We start from the raw sequence: 19,536 nt of genomic DNA, 5'->3' as shown, positions 1-19,536 counted from the left end.
ACCACTTTTTATAATTTCTTAGACAATTCAAATCGATTGGCTAACTCGACAAATTCTCTAGCACGTTTCTCAATTTCATCAAAATCTCCTTGTTTAACTAACTTATTATCAACGAGAGCGCTGCCGATACCTAAAGCGGAACTGCCAGCTTCCAAAAACTCTTCTGCATTTTCAAGAGAAATTCCACCAACAGCCATAATATCAAGATGTGATAAAGGCCCTTTGAGATCGGTGATATATTTAGATCCAACTGATCTAGCAGGAAAGATTTTAATCATGCGAGCACCATATTCATAGGCTGTTAATGCTTCTGTTGGTGTTAAAACTCCGGGCACGATAAAAGTGTTATATCGATTGGCCATTGCAATTGAACTTTCTTTCAAAGTTGGAGCTAGTAAAAAAGTGGCTCCGGCCAGTATGGCCTGACGGGCACTTTCAGGATCCAAAACTGTTCCGGCTCCAATGGCCAAGTCAGGATACTTTCCTTGAAGTGAAGTGATTCCTTCTAGCGCTCCGGGTGTGTTCAATGTTATTTCAACAATCCGTATGCCTCCTCGATACAAACTTTGGACTGTTTGTTCCAATTCATTAATTGAATCTGTCCGGATAATGGCTACAATTTTATGCTTGTTGACTTGGCTGATCACATTTATCATTTCCTGCCCCCTTTGTTCCTTAATAAGGAACTTCGTTTCACAAATAATTTTTATTTTTGGCGTTCCTTACTAAGGAACGCCGTTTTGTTTAGTAGATTCTTTTTCAGTATATTTAATAAAGAAAGCGCTGTCAATGAATATTTTGAATTTTCTTTATGCCCCTAATAATTTTGAAAGTTCATTAGAAACGCGCAGTACTTCTCTAGCCATCATCTCTAATTTTTCTTCTGTTACCCTCATGATCGGACCAGCCACACTAATTCCGGCAATCACTTCTCCATGATGGTTAAATATTGGTGCTGCAGCGCATTTAATGCCCGCCTCATGTTCTTCGTCATCAATCGAGTAGCCTCTTTTGCGAATCAGTTGAATATTTTCTAACATTTTTTCTTTGGTCGTTAAAGTCTTTTCCGTAAATTGGCGAAGGCCGGCTTCATTGATAACTTCTTCGATTTTCTCATCAGGCAGAAAAGCAAAAATGGATTTGCCGATCCCCGTACAATGAATCGGGGCTCTCTTGCCAATATTTGAAAACATGCGTATTGTCGCGTTGCTTTCCAACTTATCAATATAAACGATTTCGTATTTGTCCATAATTGCCAAATGGGCAGTTTCTCCTGTGATTTCAGTCAATTGATGCAAATACGGAGAAGCAAGTTTTCGAATATCCAAATTATCCGTGACCACTTGCCCGACCTCAATAAACTTCAAGCCAAGCATATACTTTTCCGTCTGATGATCTTGTTGGACAAACCCTTTGTTGTATAAAGACATTAACAAACGGTGTGCTGTACTCTTAGAAACGTCCAGGCGATGTGATAATTCAGTTACCCCGAGCCCTTGTGGAATTTGCTGCAAAATCTCAATAATTTGTAAAGCCCGGTCAACAGACTGAACGGTAATTGCATCTTTTTTCATATATTTTCCTCCTGCAATATAACAATCATCTAATAAAGATTCTTCCTAAATTCTATAGGATAGCCTCCTAAATTCATACAATAAACTCTATCCGTTTGTTTCGGTAAGTAACCTCTTTAAAAATTGTTTAGCTTGCAGCTCGGTAGAATGGGCATTTTCATTCTCGTTTGTCCGTACTTCTATAGAAATCCGAAATGGCTTTGCAGCAAAAAGCCCCTGCATTTTTACTTTTTCGAGAATGCTTACAGCTCGTTCATAAGTTAAAAAACCAGGTGCCCCTAAAGGAATATGATGATCTCCATAAAGTGGATCTACCGGATTTAAAACAGCATTCGATAGATGCAACTGGTTAATAAGCGGACCAGCCAACTCAATTGCTGTTTCAATTTCTTCTTCATTTAATGCGGCGTGGGCCGTATCAAATGCGTAGCCAATATTGGGATGATTTTTTTTAACAGTTGATAAAATATTATAAGTGTCTTCTGTAGGGCCAAGAAACATTTTTTTATGGGCATGCCGGTCCAAAGGTTCTACAAGCACTTCTAAGCCATAAGATTTCGCTTCTGCACAAATTGATGAAAGGCTTTTTATCAAGTTTTCTCCTGCCTTTTTTCGCAGTTCCTCTCCTGGATCCGGTCCAGTTACCAATGCGATATTTGAGGCTCCCGCTTCATTAGCCCATTCAATATTTTTTATGATTTCTTCCACCGCATACTGTCTTTCTTTTTCATCAACAGCAGATAAGTTCAATCCTTGCTCCGTAATAATAGCCGTCATCCATTGCGTAACAATTAATTGTGAAGCAGAAGTGACTTCACGAATTTGCTTTCTTTTTTCTTTATCATGAATGCTTGCAATTTCAATTCCTCGATAGAAACCTTCTTCTGCAATCTCCTCGATTTTTGAAACGAAAAAACTTTCATCTCCAGTAAATGGGCGATAAATTTCTGGCATAAGAATGGTTGGCAAAAAATTCATCGACTTTTCCATATTATTTCTCTCCTCGGCTTATCGGTTTTAGATTCGACTTTACGTATTTGCTAATATCGACTACTGCCTGTTTCGGGTTTGCAGTAGATTCTTCAGTTTCTTCTTCAACCATGATCCAGCCGTCATATTCCGAATCCGTTAGCAGTTGGACAATGGCCGGAAAATCAATGTCCCCAGTCCCCATCTTTTTCCATTGAAAATCTTTAGCAGCATCTTTGAAATGGACATGCTTGATGAAAGGCAAATACTTTTTAAAAATTTCCAATGCATCCATCCCGCCGAATACAATATGTCCGGCATCAGGCGTATAGCCAATATAATTAGTATCCAGCCCTTCAAATAGAATTTCATAATCTTCCTTTAAACGGAATACAGAGCCTGCTGGTGAATTTGGGTGAAACGAACAAAGCACTCCTTGTTCATGCGCTCTCTTAGCTAACTGATTTGCACAACGAATGATGTTTTGCTGCCGCGCCACTAAGTTTTCCCTCAAGTTTCCTGTTCTTGGCGCCACATTTAATAAGGCATTAGGAAAATGCTTTATGTATTCGATATAATAATCGGCCAATTCTTTTTCATCATCTGTTTCTTGCGGTTCCAACCAACTAAACGGAATCGTTAAAGCAGCCAATTGAAGGCCACGCTGATCTAGTTCTTTTTTTAATGCACTTGGATTCTCTTTAAATCTCCCCAGTAAAGAGACTTGAATGTCCACTCCCTGAAATCCCGCATATTCAACTACATCTGCTATTTCAGGGAAATAATCCGATTCTTTATCGTAGTCCAATTCCCAAGTTGATCCATGACAACCATATTTAATAGCCATTATTTCGCCTCCTAAATTTTCAGCTTCGTTCCACTATAAGGAACGATGTTTCATTAATTGAATCTTTCATCAATTGTAGGCAAAAAAGAAAGCGTTGTCAATTTCATTTAATTATTATTTTTCTCTTAATGCTTTCATAAAAATAAAAAAACCAGACACAAAGTGCCTGGAAAAGAACGACAGATTAACTTGTAGTAGGGGCAAATCGATAGGCCGGAAAGGATTCGGCCGTTTCTTCCACGTGCAGCATACGGCATAAGCGGCGGTAAATTTCCGGATTCCAAATTTTGCGGCTGACATAATAGCGGAAATCCGTATTCCTGCCGAACTGTTTTTTCAACAAGTAGAGAGGATCATCCAAACCTTTGCCTTTTCCACCGCCTTCGTGGATCAGTTCCGTTCCCTGCTCTTTTGCCCATAATGCCAGTGCATACCGCATAACAAAGGCAGGAGAAAGATGGCGGTAGTCAAAATCCATTCCGGACAAATGCGTATGAATCAGCTTGCCATAGACAAAATTCAAACTCATTCCAATCACTTGGCCATCGTAGAGAACTTCAACAAGCAAAATGTGTTCGCCCAAGTCCCGGAGCAGCTGGTCAAAATACGCCTCGTCAAAATAATAGACGGCGTCCGCTTCTTTCCGATCCATCGTCCGTTCATAAATCGCTTTAAAACCTGTCAAGCTCGAAGGGTTTTGAGTGATGCGGTATTCTACACCGGCAGCTAAAGCCTTCTGAATGCTTTTCTGTTTGGATTTCGAGAACTCGGCTTGGATCGGGTTTTCAAAATCCCGTAAATTGGTGCCGGTCGTATAGCGCTGCAGGGTCAACTCATAACAATTGCAAAAATCCTCGGCATTCATTAAAATCGGATGGAAACGGACGAACTCACAAATGATGTTCTGGTCCAGGCAATGCTCCTGGAAGGCACGTTGAAAAGCCTCCACAAGACGTGCTTTTCCCGCTTCTTTTACTCGGATGATCAGCGGCCCGCCATACCCGTAGGGAGTTACCAAATCATAGTAACCTTCACCCTCCAACCGAAATGGAATTTCCTTTTTGATATACAGATGCCGAACTTCCCCTTCTTCTCCTATATAATGAAAGACTTCACATTTGCCATTTTCAATTTTCTCGTATAACTGGCCGTAAGCTGTTTCAAAATAGATATCACTCAACTGGAAAACCTCTTTTCGTAAACTGGAGCGTCCTTTGGAAAGCATTTTTAAATTTTTGCCGTGTATTTCATTACTAAATGCAGTGCGGTTGTATCAGAATTAAATTATTCTAATAATTCAGATTATAGTTATTTATTTTAGCTGTTAATATTCAAAGCGTCTAGTGGTTTCTCGTAAAAAATGTAAATTTGATGGAAATAAAATTAAAAAAGTTCCTCCTATAAAAAAAACCTGAAATCCTGGCTTAACAGGATTTCAGACCATCAAATTTTCTTCCATTGTTACAAACTTTTAATTTCTTTCGTCAACTCATTGAATCGGCCATCCAATAAAGCATACTCCTTATCGTTCGGCGTCATGAAACTCAATTTCCCAAGCACCGCTTGGCGTTCCGTTTCTAGTTTCAGCCGCAATTCATCGATGGCTTCCTGCTCCGGCGCCATTTGCTCCAATTGTTTATGGATTCCCCCGTCTTTGATGACCAGTTTGGCAGACGTTGTTTCTTCGATAAAGGTTTTATCGTGCGATACCACTAACATCGTTCCTGGATATTCCGCTAGCGTCGCTTCCAATTGCTCACGCGACTGCAAATCCAGATGGTTGGTCGGTTCATCCAAAATCAAGACGTCTTTTTCTTCCAATATATAAACCATCAATTTGCATTTGATGCGCTCACCCATGCTCATCAATCCGATCGGCTCCGTCCACTGCGCTGCGGTAAACCCAAGATGCTTCATTAAGTTTTGAACTTTGCCTCGCGCTGCGAATGTCTCTTTATAGAACAATTCCTCCGGTGTCTTCTCTAGCGGCAGGTCGAATACTTCTTGAGTCAGATAGCCGATATCTGCTGAAGGAGAAAGCCAAATCTCGCCTTCCGTTTCCTCTTCTCCCATGATTATTTTCAGTAAAGTCGTTTTGCCGCTGCCGTTGGGCCCTTCGATGGAAACCTTTTCACCGTGTTGAACGGTGAAGCTAGCGCCTTCGAATAGCGTGCGATGTCCAAATGCCTTCGATAAGTTCTTTGCTTCCAAAAAGCGCTTGCCAACTTTTTCATTGGCCTTCATGGAAAACGCGACTTCGTATTCCGCTTCCGGCGGCGCTGCTTGATGCTTCTCCAATTCTTTTTCAAGGCGTTTCTGCTTCGACTTCACTTGTTTGTCCATGCGCTTCGCTTTCTTCCGGTAATATTCTTTTGCCCCTTCCTGCTTCGTGGATTCCGCATGCGCTTTATGGGACCAGGATTTAAGTTCTTCCATATGGCCTTCGATCCGCTCCACCATCTTCTGCTGCTTTTCGTAATCGCGCTGCTGCGATAACCGCTTTTGCTTTCTTTCTTCTACATAGCTCGTGTAATTCCCAATATGCTCAATCAGTTTTTCGTGTTCAATCGACCAAATTTTTGTCGCGATCGCATCCAGGAATGTCCGGTTATGCGAAACTAAAATGATTGTTCCTGGGTAGTGTTTGAGTTGCTCCAGCAATAATTCGATACCTGACTGGTCAAGATGGTTGGTCGGTTCATCTAGCAATAGCAAATTGGCCCCTTTGGCGATCCCTGCAGAAAGCCGGGCCTTCAATTTCTCGCCACCGCTCAAAGAAGAATAATCGTGTACCGGTACCTGCCATTTCTTCAATAAAACCTTTTCCACTGAATCAATTTGATCCACTTCATGCGATTCCGCTTCCTGTTCGACATATGCGATTTCCAGGCGATCCGCTATGCGGTGAATCTGCCCTTTGCTTGGTGCCAATTTGCCGGCTATCAATTCAAGCAAAGTCGATTTTCCAGCGCCGTTCTTGCCGATGATCCCGATAATCTCCTTTTGTCGGACACTTGAATTCACCTCTTCAAAAATCACCGTATCTTCTATTTCATAACCGACTTGCTGCAATTTCATTAATTCTTTCATCTAACCATTCCCTTCTGAATAAGGGAGAATTAAAAAATCCTCCCAAAAATTTCTTGGAAGGATTAGCCGGTATTTGCCTAACTTAAATAAGCCATTTCGATAAATGAATAGCTCGACAGTTTTATAAGTGGGCAGACTAATCCTATTTCACGTGATTTGAAATATCCATTTCAAATGAAGAAAATAAGATTAGTTACGCATCGTCCACTCATCAGCCTTTCTATCGCTTAGTTGAAGTGATTATAGCATAAATACAAAAGAAAATAAAAGAAAATTGAAAAATTAGAACATTTGTTCTTTTATTTTTCACCAAATGGTAGTATACTTTTTTCAAGAGCTGCACAATAATCCAAACGAAAGGTGAGGATTTTAGTGGATGCAAATCGGACGAGGGAAACAAACGCATGGGCCATTGAAGCGAAAGGGCTCGTGAAAGTATTTGGGAAGCACCGGGCCGTCGATGGTGTGGATTTAACGATTCAGGAAGGGACTGTCTATGGATTTTTAGGGCCAAACGGCGCAGGCAAAACGACAACGATCCGCATGCTTGCGACATTGTCAAAGCCTGATGCCGGAACTGCACGGATCTTCGGATACGACCTCGCCACTGAAGGAGACCGCATCCGAAGCCGCATCTCATTGACGGGACAATACGCCTCTTTGGATGAAGATTTGACTGGCCTCGAGAATTTGGTGATGATGGCCGGCTTGATGGGCTATGGCCGAAGGGAAGCCAAAACGCGCGCCAAAAAATTGCTCGCTGCTTTTGGCTTGGAAGATGCGGCGAAACGTCAAGTGAAGAATTATTCTGGAGGTATGAGAAGACGCATCGATATTGCCGCAAGCTTAGTGGTTACGCCGGATCTGCTATTTTTGGACGAGCCGACTGCCGGACTGGATCCCCGGAGCCGCAACCAAGTTTGGGATATCATCCGTACATTAGTGGCTACAGGAACCACCGTCCTTTTGACCACACAATATTTAGAGGAAGCTGACCAGCTGGCAGACCGCATCGCTGTGATCAACCAAGGGAAAATCATCGCTGAAGGCACAAGCAGCGAATTGAAAGCTTCGGTCGGCACAGGAACGCTCACGGTCCAACTCGTAAACGCCGAAGACCGTGGCCGGACCATTGAATTGCTGAAGCGCAAGCTTGGGGTCGGCATCCATACCGGCGCAGATCCGACGATGCTGACTGCCCAAGTAAACGACCCTTCCATAGTTGCAGAAGCATTGGGGGATATCGCTCAAGAGAGGATTGCGATCAGCGACTTTTCCCTCGGACGCCCGAGCCTTGACGAAGTTTTCTTGACGCTTACCGGACACGCCGCTGAAACAGAAAACGTTTAGCAAGGAGGAAAACTCATGATTGACTCTACGGAACTTCGCAGACAAGTTACAGTAGATGAACGGTTGCAAGACGCAATTTCTTCCACTAGCCGACCAAAACGTCCGAGCGCCGCTTCGTCAACGATGGTTTTTGCCACTCGCGCCTTGCTGCGCATCCGCCATGTCCCGGAGCAAATGTTTGATGTGACGCTTTTCCCGATCATCTTTTTATTGATGTTCACGTACCTGTTCGGCGGTGCGATTGCCGGATCGACTGCCGATTATCTCCAGTTCCTGCTGCCTGGGATTTTGGTCATGACCGTTGCACAGATTACGATGTATACGGGGATCGATTTGAATAATGATATCCGCAAAGGCATTTTCGACCGTTTCCGGACCTTGCCAATCTGGCTGCCGTCCGCATTGATCGGCGCTCTTTTGGTCGACGTCATCCGCTATTCCATGGCTTCTTTCATCATGATTGGACTGGGACTCGCGCTTGGCTTCCGTCCGGAAGGCGGACTTTCTGGTGTACTGATGGCCATTGGGATGATCTTAATCTTTTCATTCAGCCTTTCTTGGATTTGGACAACCTTAGGATTAATCGTCCGTTCGGAGAAATCTTTAATGATGCTCAGTTTCTTGGTCATGATGCCACTGACTTTCGTCAGCAATGTTTTTGTGGATCCGAGCACTTTGCCTTCATGGCTTCAAGGATTTGTGGAAATCAATCCGATTTCCATTTTAGCCACTGCGGTCCGCGGATTCATGCACGGCACGGCAACATTCGAACAAGTGATGTGGGTGTTGATTGTCTCGTTGCTATTTGTTGCAATTTTTGCACCACTGACCATGTATCTCTATCGGAATAAGAAATGAGCTCTTTAATGAATTGAATGGCAAACGAAAGAGATTGACGGCTTGATCGCCATCAATCTCTTTTTCATTGGACTTCCAGCACTTCTCTTGCTTGCTGCAATGCCCAGACGATTCGGTTCTGCCCGCGCTTTAAATGGTTCTTTAACACGTTGAATTCGTGGGAGCCTTCTGTTAATCCATCAAAATTCAACGCTGGGGCAATATCTGGCAGCGGCGGAACATTTAAAGCTGAATCATGCCAGAACTTTCCTTTTGTCGTGTAATTGATCGGTATGAGAATACGCGAAAGCTTTTCAAGCGCCGCATTGGCTTTTCTCACTTGTGGGTTTGTTACTTCCACCGTTTCCAGTTGCTGTAGTTTTTGATAGAAAGACTGTAAGGCATTGCGCAATTCTTTCACTTCTTTTAAAGCCGGCGCAAAATCAAAATGGCTTTTCGCCGCTTCTCGGTAGTTAAAGATGGTTTGTTCAAACTCATCCGTCGTATGCACAAAATTGAACGGGTGAATCGGTGCATTTGCAGCTCGAAGCACACCGGTCAAATAGATTTTAATGTCTTTTAGTAGGATGTCCATATCAGCTACATGCATCCAGTCTTCTTCCGTATGCCATTCAATATTGCCGCCGCATCCGCCTACGGGATAAAATCCCTTTTCTTTTAACAAGGATTCCGGAATGGTCGACGAAAGCATGAAGAAAGAAGTGATTCCAATGTTGTTGAACGAGTAATCTCCCGCTCTTAATGGCCTTCCGCCTTTTGATGGCAAGTTTACCGCATCTTTCACCACGTCGGTGCAAAATGCATCCACTTCACTCATCCACATCATGTGATCATAGGAAGTCGCCCACCTACAGCCGGGGGAATCACAATTTACAGAAGCGATGCAATTTTTTTCGAGATCCAATCCGAATTCGTCAGCAAACCACGTTGATCCCCCGTAGCGACCTGTCGAATGCCCTGTCCATATAGCGACTCTGACACTTCGTTTTAGTTTGCTTTTATTCGTATGTAAAATCCGCACCATTTCGAGCAATGCCGCATTTCCGGTGGCATTATCGCCAATTCCTTCATGCCAAGAATCCAAATGTCCATGCAAAAGCACGTACTTTTCCGGTTCCTCCGTGCCTTCTATGAAAATATCGATAATCGGGCACGAGAACCATCCTTTTTCCAGATTCGTTTTGAATGTTACGTGTACAGCTCCCTGTTCACAAAGCACACTCAATTCTTGCCCGTCCGATTTATTGATCGCCATCACGGGAATGCCCGGCTCATCGTGGATGTTGGTTAAGTCAGGCGCTCCCCAAATGGTTGTGCATATCCCTTCGTGAATATTATTTCCCGGGCTAATAAACAGCATGGCAGCAGCACCTTTGTCGGTAAATTCCTGAACTTTCCCTGGCATCGGAAATCCTTCCGTCAAAATCACTTTGCCAGCCAAATCTCCCATATCTTGTGGATTATCTGCCCCAAAAATATCATTGATTCCTTTGGCGTAGCCTGTAGGAATGTAGACAACTTCTCCAGTAATCGCTTCGTCTCCTGTTATGACTGAAAAAGATGGAGATTTGATGCGGTATTCTTTTTCTATCGGAGCCGTTACGTGCAAAGAGGACTTTTTGGGCACACTTAAATAAAGATCAGGTGTGTGGATCTGATGCGGAACATCCCAGTCCTTTAAAAATCCAGCCAAGTAATCGGCAGCGATTCTTTCATCTTCACTGCCGGATTCCCGAACCAATGTGCTGAATCTTTCCAGAATCGTGAGAGGCAATTCGGAAGTGATTTCAGCCAGCAAGGCTTTTTCGACAGATACATCTACTTTTTGATTCATTTGCTCAACCTCCTTTTATTCGTATTGATCGTTTTTCACGATGGCTTGATAATAATCTTTCCAAAATGTTTTCGTTGGTCCAACTCTTCTTCTGCCGCTGCAATCTCTTCCAGCGAATAAACAGCGTGGACTTGCGGATGCAGTTTTCCTTGCCAGATGGAATCGGTCACTTGCAAGAAATCTTCCCAGTTCCCCATCGGTGCCCCAAGAATTTGGCGATGCCATTGATAAATTTCACGGATGCTGATTTCCGGAAAATCTCCGGCTGTTGCACCGGACAACACCATTCTTCCGTTGAAATCCAAACAATTAAGGCTTTTACGGAATGTCGGCTTCCCTACTGAATCCAGCACGAGGTCGACGCCTCTTCCATCGGTCCATTCCAGGACTTCCGTTTGCCAATCTCCATGCGAATCAAAGACCGCTTTCGCACCGATCTTTAAACATCTTTGCCGTTTCTCCTCGCTTCCCGCTATCGCAATAACCGTTGCGCCTGCAGCCACCGCAATATCCAATTGAGCAGAACCAAGGCCGCCTGATGCCCCGACAATGAGTACGACATCAGAAGTTTTCACTTTCCCGACAGTTACTACGCCTCGCCAAGCTGTTGTATAAACAGCTGGAATAGCAGCAGCGGTTTCATCCGAAATTTGATCAGGAATCGCAATAATGTTTTTCTCGGGAACCACAACAAATTCTGCAAGGCCGCCCCATCGATGTTCTCCGATAATTTGGTAATCCCTGCACATGCTCGGTTCACCTGCACGGCAAGCTCTGCAATTTCCACAGCCGTATGCCGGATTGACCAATACACGGTCTCCTATTGAAAAGCGGTGAACATGCGCATCCTGTCCCGAACCGTAAGCAGCCACTCTTCCCGCAATATCCACTCCTGAAATATGGGGCAATGTCAGTTTCGGAACACCTGGTCCTTTTAAGCCTTCGCGTGCAAATACATCCAGATGATTCAGCCCGACAGCTTTCACTTGAATAAGCACTTCTCCTGCTTTTGGCCGGGGAGTCGATAGTTCTTCTAATTGAAGAACTTCTGGGCCGCCATGTTCCCGAATTACGACTGCCCGCATCTTTTCAGGGACATTCCTTTTTAAAGAATTTACTGAGCTCTCTTTTTCTGCCATTCGGATTCCGCCTTTCCAGCTTATTGGCATCAACTGAAATCATTGGGTGCTTTATTTATTCACAGGAGCCGACACTTTGTTCAGGAATTTCCTTACCAATGCCAAATAATCTTCGTTTTCCTCTTGCTGCGGCGAATGTCCGCTGTTTTCAAAAATGACCAGTTGGGCATTCGGTACTTTCTCTGCAATCAACTCTGAACATTCGACTGGCGTAATCCAGTCGTGCCTGCCCACCGTTACCAGCACTGGAACTGAAATCTTATGGAGGTCATCGTCCAAGTCGAAATCCGGCTTGTTGTAGCGGAATGCATAATTATGGGTTTCGTAGCGGTAGTAAATCGAATCGATGCGGCTTTTGACGGCTTCTTCATCGTATTTCACCGTATAGAGCGGTTGAATGGCTGCGAACATTTCTTTCAATTCTTCATTCGATTCCGTTTTGCCGTCGAACAAACGGCGTATCCCATCTTCTTTAATCCCTGGAAGATTGCTTTGAAGAGCCCGGTCTACAGACAGGTGATCGAATTTATTATTCGATCCCGTATCTCTCAGCAGGACATGCGTGACATTTTCGGGATAGCGGAGGACATATTCAAGCGTCAAGAACCCGCCGTAAGAACCGCCAAGGATTTTAATCGGTCCATCAACTAAGCGCTTCCGCATTTCTTCAATGTCGGCAGTCCATTGTTCATGTGTAAAAGGCGGCTTTCCTTCTGAACGGCCAGATCCGCGCATATCCATGAAGACCAGCCGGTATTGGTCTCCCAGCGGCGAAAAAGCTTTAATATCTCCTCGGCAATCCCCGAGACCCGGAGCTCCGTGGATGAAAAAGATCGTTTCCCCTTCCGGGTTCCCATGAATTTCGTAATAGAGTTCATTGTCGTTAATGGTAATAAACAAATTCCATCTCTCCGTTTCATTTTTTATTTTTTAACAAATTTCGGGTCCAATGCATCTCGGAGTCCATCGCCTAAGAAATTATAAGCAAGAACCACGATAGTGATCGCTACACCCGGCAACACGCCCAATACAGGGGCAGTCCAGATGTATTGCTGAGAATTTTGGAGCATATTGCCCCATGTTGCAGTCGGCGCTTGAATTCCCAATCCCAGATAACTGATGGCACTTTCCGTCAAAATCGCTGCAGCAATCGTTAAAGTTCCGGAAACGATAATGGACGGAACAATTTGTGGAATGATGTATTTTGTTAAGATCCGGAATGGCGTAGCACCTGAAGCATTGGCAGCTTCGACAAATTCGTATTCTTTCCATTTCAGCGTTTCCCCGTAGACCACTCGGGCAATTTCCATCCAACCCGCTAAAGCGATCACCAGGATTACCATAGCCGGGCTTGTGCCAAGAACCGTTAAGGCGACTAAAATGAAGAAAAACGTCGGGATCGCCATCATCGCTTCGGTGATTCGCATTAAAATGGATTCAACCACTTTCCCAAAAAATCCAGCGCAAGCACCGACTACTGTTCCAATCAGCAATGAAAATAACATCGCTGCTAAACCAACGATCAATGTCACTCGGCCGCCATGGAGCATGCGGGCGAAAACGTCCCGGCTTAAATCATCTGTCCCAAAAGGATGCTGCAAGGACCAGCTTGCCAACGAACCTGCATCCTGCAAAGTGTCTGGATCCGTGGTCCAAAACAGCGGCCCTAAAAATACGACAGCGTGTATAACGACTAAAAACCAGAACGAACCGTAGGCGACTTTATTATTGCGAAGCGCCTTCAAGACACTCGTTTTGCCTTGACTCGGCTTAACATCCAAATCTTCAGTCAGAATTGGTTTCGTAGATACTTCCATTTCCCCTCACCTCCTGCTTATACGTTTTTAACTCTCGGATCTACTCGGGAATACAAAAGATCCACGAGCAAATTACAAACAACTACGACAATCGTGATGACTACTGTCACTCCCATAACCAACGGATAATCACGGCCTCGGGCAGCTTCAATAATCAATGTACCGATTCCCGTCCATCCGAATATCGCTTCGGTAATGACGGCTCCGCTCAATAGCCGCGGAATCAGCATTCCGATGATGGTGATTATCGGGATCAATGCGTTCCGGAGTGCATGGACATAAAGCACAATCGATTCTTTCGCACCTTTTGCCCGGGCAGTCCGGATGTAGTTTTGCGAAATGACTTCAAGCATTGAAGATCGGGTAAAGCGGACAATATTCGGCAATACCGTCGTAGTCAAGATGAGCACAGGTAAAATCAGATGCGATACGTAGCCCCATAAACTAAATTCCTCTCCCCTTGAACCGACGCCAGAAGATGGCAGCCAGCCAAGATTGATGGAAAAGAGCAAGATCAACATTAAACCAAGCCAGAATGCCGGCACCGACAATCCGACGACACTAAAGAAATTTATCACGTGGTCTTGCGCTTTCCCGCGTTTAATGGCGGATAAAACGCCTAAGAAAATCCCGAGGATGACGGAAATCAAAATGGTGAAAATAGTCAATTCAATCGTATAAGGCAGCCTCTCTAATATCCGCTGCGTAACCGGTTCACCCGAATTAAAAGAAGTCCCTAAATCGCCTTGAAATGCATTGCCGATCCATTCGATATAGCGGACCATGACAGGTTCATCCAATCCCAGTTTCTCGACCATTGCTTGCCGCTCTTCGGCAGTCGCGTCCATCCGCATCGTACTGGATGGGCCGCCTGGAGCAAGGTTAATCAAGAAAAAGGTTATGATGGTGACAATCAATAGCAAGATAATGCTCTGTCCGAGACGATTCATTAAAAAACGCAGCATTTCATCTCCTCCTTCCGCTTTATTGAGGAATGGAAGTGTACCCGTGAGCACACTTCCATCAAGTTCCTGTCTATTCTTCGATATACCATTTGTGGATATGGTGCAAGGCATCGCCAAATGCCAGATTTGGTACACCTTTCAAGTTGGTTGCACGCACTTGCGCTTCTTGTGGGTACCAAAGGAAGATATACGGCAGCTCTTCTGCCATCAATTTCTGGGCATCCACGTAAATTTCTTTCCGTTCTTCTACATCACTCGTTTGAGCTCCGGCATCCAGCAATTTATCCAGTTCGGGATTTTGATATGCAGGAATATTGTTTCCGGCTACGCTGCGCGAATGCATATAAGCGGATAAATCAGGATCAGCTGGGTATCTCCACCAGTTCAAGCTCATTTCATAATCACGGTTTACAACGACTTCCTGAATCATTGAATTCCATTCCATTGCATTCAAGTTCACGTCAAAGCCAGTCTTCACTAAATACTGCTGCACCATTTGAGAAATGGCTTCCAAATCTCCTTGAAGACCGATTTCGAAATCAATCGTAAATGGTTCTCCGTCTTTATCTACGACACCGTCGCCATCGGTATCTTCCCAGCCCGCTTCAGCCAATAACTCTTTCGCACGTTCCGGGTCGTAATCGTAGCGGGTTACATCGTCTGTATAATAATCTTTGAGCGCTGGGGCAATCCCTGCGTCTGCAATCGTGCCGTATCCTTTTAAGACGGTATCAATGATGTTTTGGCGATCGATTGAGTGAAGAATCGCCTGTCTCACTCGTACATCCTGATACTTTTCAACTTCCTGGTTTGCAATGATCCAGAAGAAACGTGGTGTTTCGCGAGCTTCAACCGTTACATTTTCAGCACCTTCGATACGATCGATGGCCGAAAGATCGTCTAAAGCGAAGATAGAAAGTTCGCCGCTCAACAGTTGGGCTACGTGCGTATTGGCATCTGCCAATACTTTGTATTCGACTTCATCCAATAATGCGATATCTCCGTAGAAATCTTCATTTCGCTCAAGCACTACATTTTGCCCTGAAGTATAGCTTTTTAATTTAAATGCGCCGGTCCCTACCGGATTCTCTTTGTTGAAAGAAGTCAGATCCCATGGATCTTGCCCAGCAAAGATATGCTCCGGGATAATTTCTGTGTTAAAGCTCAAGTATGCCGGCAATGCAGCTACTGGACTTTCCATGATGAACTTAACTGTATAATCATCAACAACTTGAACTTCTTTCAATTGGCCGAAATAAGAAGTATTGTTCGCGCCGAGTTCTTCATTCAAAACAATTTCATTGAATGTGAACGCCACGTCATCGGCTGTAAACTGCTCGCCGTCATGCCACAAAACATCGTCTCTTAAATGGAAAGTCCATTCCAACTCATCTTCTGATGTTTCCCATTCCTCCGCTAAATCCGGAATCGGCTCCAAATTTTCGCCGGTTTGCGTCAAGCCGGAGAACAACACCCGGTTAACGACATTCGACTCAGCATACGCATTCGGATGCCACGGGTTAAACGTTGGATCGGCGACAATCGGAATTGAAACTTTTCCGCCTTTTTTCGGTTCCCCTTCTGCTGCCGGTTCTCCGTCGCCTTTAGCGCCTTGCGTAGAATCATCAGCCCCGTATGAACAAGCAGCTAAAAGCAGAATTCCCATCAATAATGTGAACAAACCCAGCCATTTCCTATTCTTCATCTTCAATTTCCCCCTTTTAGTTTATTTTGCCCAAGTCGCTTCAAGAACCCTAAAGATGTTGCCGCCCGCCACTTTTCTAATGTCTTCGCGGCTATAGCCTTTCTTAACTAACCAACGGATAATGTTCGGGAAGCATTCTGCAGGGTTTTCCAGTCCTTCCACATATTCCACTCTTTCCATATTGGCCATTTGTGCACTTTTAATGGAAAGCTTTCCAGATAATAATTCATGTGTGCCTACGTGGTCGCCGAATAAGGTATCCGGTCCGAAAGCGACATGATCGATGCCGACAAGATTAGCGGTGTATTCAAAATGCTCCATGAACGATTCGATATTATGTCTTGGATGATTCTTCGTAATAGTAGAATGCGGAGCCGCCTCAATCGCAATGACGCCGCCTTTTTTCGCACATTCGATAATGACATCATCCGGCTTCATCCGTTTTGTATCCCATAAGCCGCGTGCTCCGGCGTGGTTGATTGTCACCGGCTTTTCACTTGTTTCAATCGTATCCAGCGAAGTTTTATCGCCGGCATGCGAAACGTCAATCGTAATGCCCAGTTTGTTCATCCGTTGAACTGCTTGCTTTCCGAATACTGTCAATCCTCCGTCGCTCGGCTCTCTCAAACCGGCGCCAAGTGCATTCGCTTCCGAATAGACGATTCCCATTGTCCGGATGCCGAATCCGTATAAAATATCCAAGCGATCAAGTTCATTTTCAATCATCGTAGAAGATTCCAGCGCGCCGACAAAAGCGATTTTGCGTTCTTTTTTCGCCCGGTACAGATCTTCAATCCGCTCTGCTTTGATGATCATATCCTGATGGGCAATATCGCTGAAGCGGATGCCGATATCATGGATGACATCGGACCATTTCCAGCCTGCTTGCGAAGTGACCATTGCCGTTCCATCCATAAAGTTTTCAAAAATAACATCGAGTCCGGACTGGCTCAACGCTTCATAAGCTGTCCAATCGCGGCCTTGTCGGCGGAACTCGTAGAATTCCTGTAAATTCTCCGGCATGATAAATGTATGTTCATGCATCGACACCATGTAATCTTCTTCCATAATCGTACGGACTTGTTCTTCTTCGTCTTCCGATACCGGATAAACAAATTGAGGCACCCGATCATTTTCTTTCGACAGTTTATATTCTTTGTAGTCTGTGCCAGCTTCTAAGTATTGGAAAGATTTATAGCCATCGTAGATTTTCTTATTTAATTGGTTTTGGATTTTATTTGTCATATTTACACTCCTTCAAATTGGGTTTTCAGTTTCTGATAGGATTCGCTACACTATTGAGTGACAGGTTGACGGCTTTGTTCTAAGGATGTGATTGCTTCTTTGAGAGTTTGGCCTTTTTCTAGGGGGTAGTGGCATGCAGCAAAATGGTTATCTCGAACTTCCGCGAGTTCCGGCCTTTCATTGGCACAGCGCTCTGTGGCTAGAGGACATCTGGTTCTGAAATGGCAGCCGCTTGGCGGGTTCGCCGGAGAAGGAACTTCTCCTTTTAAGACAATACGTTCTTTTTTCAATCGAGGATCTGCTTCAGGTACGGTGGACAGCAGGGCTGCGGTATAGGGATGCGCCGGATAATCGAATATATTATCCGTTTCGGAAAGTTCGACAATCCTTCCTAAATACATGACACCTACACGATCTGAGATGTGGCGGACGACATTCAATCCATGGGCGATGAACAGCATCGTCAAGCCCAATTCTTCTTTTAGTTTCATTAACAGGTTGATAACTTGCGATTGAACCGAAACGTCCAATGCGGAAACCGGCTCATCCGCTACTACAAATTCCGGATTTAATGCCAACGCACGGGCAATGCCGACGCGTTGCCGCTGGCCGCCAGAGAATTCATGGGGATAGCTGTGGTAGCGGCTTGGATCTAATCCGACCAGTTCAATCATTTCTTTTACTTTCTTTTCTTTTTCTGCGCCTTTCGCAACGCCATGAATGTCGAACATCTCGCCAATAATTTCACCTACTGTAAATCGGGGATTCAGCGAACTGAATGGATCTTGATAAATGATCTGCATCTGCCTCCGCAGTTTTCGCATTTCGTGGCTGCGGTAGGCCAAAATGTCGTTTTCTTTAAAGAAAACTCTTCCTTCTGTCGGCTCTTGCAGCCTTAAGATATTTCGGCCCAGTGTGGATTTTCCGCAACCGGATTCTCCAACGAGCCCCAATGTCTCGCCTCTGTAAATTTCAAAGGAGACGCCATCGACTGCTTTGACAACTTTCTTATTGCCTTTAAAATAACCACCTCCTTTAATGGGGAAATATTTCTTCAGATTTTCGATCTTCAATAGCGGTTCGCTCGGTTCAATAGGAGAGTTCTTTAACTCCTGATTCATCCATTCCACCTCCTTTTATTTCGTTCTTCAAGGATTCATCTTGCAGCAGCCGGTCGACGTGCCAGCAAGCCACTTGGCGGTCGCCTCTAGCTTCAAGCGGCGGCATCTCCGTATAGCATTTTTCGGTGGCATACGGGCATCGCGGCGAAAAACGGCAGCCTTTAGGCACTTCATTCAACCTCGGAATTGAGCCTTTAATGGAGTTGAGCGGCACTCCCCGCTCCCCATCCATTCGCGGAACCGAATCCAGCAGCCCTTTCGAATACGGGTGCAGAGGCTGATCAAACAGGTCTTGCGTTTTTGAAATTTCCATGATTTTTCCGGCGTACATGATGATGATGCGGTCAGCCATTTCAGCGGCGACGCCAATATCATGGGTGATGAGCATGATGGACATATTGCGGTCTCTTCTTAATGACCGAAGCAACTCCAGTATCTGCGCTTCAATTGTCACATCCAGCGCCGTTGTCGGTTCATCTGCAATGAGCAGTTCCGGCTCGGAAGCCAGGGCAATCGCGATCATGACCCGCTGCCGCATACCGCCTGAAAGTTCATGGGGATATTGCTTTAAACGCGCTTGCGGATCTGAAATGCCGACCATTCTCACCAGCTCTTCCGCTCTTCGGTAAGCCTCTTTTTTGCCGACTTTATGATGGAACAGAATGGCTTCGGTAATTTGCTTTCCTATCGTGAATACCGGGTTTAGCGCGGTCAATGGTTCCTGAAAGATCATGGAAATTTTGGATCCGCGTATTTTCCGCATTTCTTCATTGCTTTTCTTGGCAAGGTCTTCACCGTTGAACTTAATGGTGCCTTCTTTGATCGTGCCGTTTTCGAATTCGACCAACCGCATGATGCTCATCGATGTTACGCTTTTCCCGCTTCCGGATTCGCCGACAATGCAAACCGTTTCTCCTCTGTTCAAATCAAAGGAAACCCCGTCGACCGCATGGACGAATCCTTCTTTTCCTTGATAAGCCGTAACTAAGTTATCGATTTCCAGAATTTTATCCATCAACTTC

Annotated in this window: 17 protein-coding genes; 2 read left to right on the top strand and 15 right to left on the bottom strand. The window is 44.7% G+C overall.

The annotated features are described in order from the left end of the window. Positions 1-8 precede the first annotated feature (8 nt). From MTR82_RS07075 to abc-f, 6 genes are all read right to left on the bottom strand, one after another. Positions 9-656 (bottom strand): bifunctional 4-hydroxy-2-oxoglutarate aldolase/2-dehydro-3-deoxy-phosphogluconate aldolase, encoded by a 648-nt coding sequence (locus MTR82_RS07075; RefSeq protein ID WP_246808466.1) that lies wholly within the window; start codon positions 654-656, stop codon positions 9-11. A gap of 153 nt (positions 657-809) precedes the next feature. Continuing rightward, positions 810-1,574 (bottom strand): IclR family transcriptional regulator, encoded by a 765-nt coding sequence (locus tag MTR82_RS07070; protein WP_246808465.1) that lies wholly within the window; start codon positions 1,572-1,574, stop codon positions 810-812. Positions 1,575-1,661: 87 nt separating this feature from the next. Continuing rightward, a complete protein-coding gene (locus MTR82_RS07065) occupies positions 1,662-2,564 on the bottom strand; it encodes a sugar phosphate isomerase/epimerase family protein (protein WP_246808464.1) in 903 nt (300 codons plus the stop codon). Between the two features lies 1 nt (position 2,565). Then, a complete protein-coding gene (locus MTR82_RS07060) occupies positions 2,566-3,390 on the bottom strand; it encodes a sugar phosphate isomerase/epimerase family protein (protein ID WP_052650807.1) in 825 nt (274 codons plus the stop codon). A 184-nt stretch (positions 3,391-3,574) separates the two neighbouring features. Further along, positions 3,575-4,570, bottom strand: a complete 996-nt coding sequence (locus tag MTR82_RS07055) for a GNAT family N-acetyltransferase (RefSeq protein WP_246808463.1) — start codon at positions 4,568-4,570, stop codon at positions 3,575-3,577. Positions 4,571-4,851: 281 nt separating this feature from the next. Beyond that, the gene (gene abc-f, locus MTR82_RS07050) at positions 4,852-6,480 is read right to left on the bottom strand and encodes a ribosomal protection-like ABC-F family protein (RefSeq protein WP_246808462.1); all 1,629 of its coding nucleotides are present in this window, start codon (positions 6,478-6,480) and stop codon (positions 4,852-4,854) included. Positions 6,481-6,852: 372 nt separating this feature from the next. On the opposite strand from abc-f, the gene MTR82_RS07045 reads away from it, so the two are divergent. Continuing rightward, positions 6,853-7,830 carry an ATP-binding cassette domain-containing protein gene (locus MTR82_RS07045; protein WP_246808461.1) on the top strand — a complete coding sequence of 326 codons (978 nt, stop codon included), beginning with the start codon at positions 6,853-6,855 and terminating at the stop codon, positions 7,828-7,830. 15 nt (positions 7,831-7,845) lie between these two features. Continuing rightward, complete coding sequence (locus MTR82_RS07040) at positions 7,846-8,688, top strand: ABC transporter permease (RefSeq protein WP_246808460.1); 843 nt, start codon at positions 7,846-7,848, stop codon at positions 8,686-8,688. Positions 8,689-8,752: 64 nt separating this feature from the next. Here MTR82_RS07040 and MTR82_RS07035 read toward each other — a convergent pair whose 3' ends face one another. From MTR82_RS07035 to MTR82_RS06995, 9 genes are all read right to left on the bottom strand, one after another. Further along, on the bottom strand, positions 8,753-10,522 hold the full coding sequence (locus MTR82_RS07035; RefSeq protein WP_246808459.1) for a M28 family metallopeptidase: 1,770 nt from the start codon (positions 10,520-10,522) through the stop codon (positions 8,753-8,755). A gap of 35 nt (positions 10,523-10,557) precedes the next feature. Continuing rightward, positions 10,558-11,661: a zinc-binding dehydrogenase gene (locus tag MTR82_RS07030; protein ID WP_246808458.1), complete on the bottom strand. Its 1,104-nt coding sequence runs from the start codon at positions 11,659-11,661 to the stop codon at positions 10,558-10,560. Positions 11,662-11,712: 51 nt separating this feature from the next. After that, positions 11,713-12,561 (bottom strand): alpha/beta fold hydrolase, encoded by an 849-nt coding sequence (locus MTR82_RS07025; RefSeq protein WP_246808457.1) that lies wholly within the window; start codon positions 12,559-12,561, stop codon positions 11,713-11,715. 23 nt (positions 12,562-12,584) lie between these two features. Further along, a complete protein-coding gene (locus MTR82_RS07020; protein ID WP_246808456.1) occupies positions 12,585-13,478 on the bottom strand; it encodes an ABC transporter permease in 894 nt (297 codons plus the stop codon). Positions 13,479-13,495: 17 nt separating this feature from the next. After that, positions 13,496-14,443, bottom strand: a complete 948-nt coding sequence (locus tag MTR82_RS07015; protein ID WP_246808455.1) for an ABC transporter permease — start codon at positions 14,441-14,443, stop codon at positions 13,496-13,498. 70 nt (positions 14,444-14,513) lie between these two features. Further along, positions 14,514-16,148 (bottom strand): ABC transporter substrate-binding protein, encoded by a 1,635-nt coding sequence (locus tag MTR82_RS07010; RefSeq protein WP_246808454.1) that lies wholly within the window; start codon positions 16,146-16,148, stop codon positions 14,514-14,516. Between the two features lie 21 nt (positions 16,149-16,169). Then, positions 16,170-17,393 (bottom strand): dipeptidase, encoded by a 1,224-nt coding sequence (locus MTR82_RS07005; protein ID WP_235196949.1) that lies wholly within the window; start codon positions 17,391-17,393, stop codon positions 16,170-16,172. 50 nt (positions 17,394-17,443) lie between these two features. Further along, positions 17,444-18,514, bottom strand: coding sequence for an ABC transporter ATP-binding protein (locus MTR82_RS07000; protein ID WP_246808453.1), 1,071 nt, complete (start codon positions 18,512-18,514; stop codon positions 17,444-17,446). Then, the gene (locus tag MTR82_RS06995; RefSeq protein WP_246808452.1) at positions 18,483-19,529 is read right to left on the bottom strand and encodes an ABC transporter ATP-binding protein; all 1,047 of its coding nucleotides are present in this window, start codon (positions 19,527-19,529) and stop codon (positions 18,483-18,485) included. The genes MTR82_RS07000 and MTR82_RS06995 overlap by 32 nt, the downstream gene beginning before the upstream one ends. Between the last annotated feature and the right edge of the window lie 7 nt (positions 19,530-19,536).

This window comes from Planococcus ruber (assembly GCF_022819085.1).
Lineage (GTDB): Bacteria > Bacillota > Bacilli > Bacillales_A > Planococcaceae > Planococcus > Planococcus ruber.
Note: the sequence above shows the minus strand (reverse complement) of the source record. Positions and strands in the feature narration are given on the sequence as shown.

What these genes read in the sequence shown, in the direction of transcription:
- MTR82_RS07075 (WP_246808466.1), bottom strand. Translation starts at nt 656, where the DNA reads ATGATAAATGTGATCAGCCAAGTCAACAAGCATAAAATTGTAGCCATT.
- MTR82_RS07035 (WP_246808459.1), bottom strand. Translation starts at nt 10,522, where the DNA reads ATGAATCAAAAAGTAGATGTATCTGTCGAAAAAGCCTTGCTGGCTGAA.
- MTR82_RS07040 (WP_246808460.1), top strand. Translation starts at nt 7,846, where the DNA reads ATGATTGACTCTACGGAACTTCGCAGACAAGTTACAGTAGATGAACGG.
- MTR82_RS07000 (WP_246808453.1), bottom strand. Translation starts at nt 18,514, where the DNA reads ATGAATCAGGAGTTAAAGAACTCTCCTATTGAACCGAGCGAACCGCTA.
- MTR82_RS07015 (WP_246808455.1), bottom strand. Translation starts at nt 14,443, where the DNA reads ATGCTGCGTTTTTTAATGAATCGTCTCGGACAGAGCATTATCTTGCTA.
- MTR82_RS07065 (WP_246808464.1), bottom strand. Translation starts at nt 2,564, where the DNA reads ATGGAAAAGTCGATGAATTTTTTGCCAACCATTCTTATGCCAGAAATT.
- MTR82_RS07070 (WP_246808465.1), bottom strand. Translation starts at nt 1,574, where the DNA reads ATGAAAAAAGATGCAATTACCGTTCAGTCTGTTGACCGGGCTTTACAA.
- MTR82_RS07060 (WP_052650807.1), bottom strand. Translation starts at nt 3,390, where the DNA reads ATGGCTATTAAATATGGTTGTCATGGATCAACTTGGGAATTGGACTAC.
- MTR82_RS07005 (WP_235196949.1), bottom strand. Translation starts at nt 17,393, where the DNA reads ATGACAAATAAAATCCAAAACCAATTAAATAAGAAAATCTACGATGGC.
- abc-f (WP_246808462.1), bottom strand. Translation starts at nt 6,480, where the DNA reads ATGAAAGAATTAATGAAATTGCAGCAAGTCGGTTATGAAATAGAAGAT.
- MTR82_RS07010 (WP_246808454.1), bottom strand. Translation starts at nt 16,148, where the DNA reads ATGAAGAATAGGAAATGGCTGGGTTTGTTCACATTATTGATGGGAATT.
- MTR82_RS07020 (WP_246808456.1), bottom strand. Translation starts at nt 13,478, where the DNA reads ATGGAAGTATCTACGAAACCAATTCTGACTGAAGATTTGGATGTTAAG.
- MTR82_RS06995 (WP_246808452.1), bottom strand. Translation starts at nt 19,529, where the DNA reads ATGGATAAAATTCTGGAAATCGATAACTTAGTTACGGCTTATCAAGGA.
- MTR82_RS07030 (WP_246808458.1), bottom strand. Translation starts at nt 11,661, where the DNA reads ATGGCAGAAAAAGAGAGCTCAGTAAATTCTTTAAAAAGGAATGTCCCT.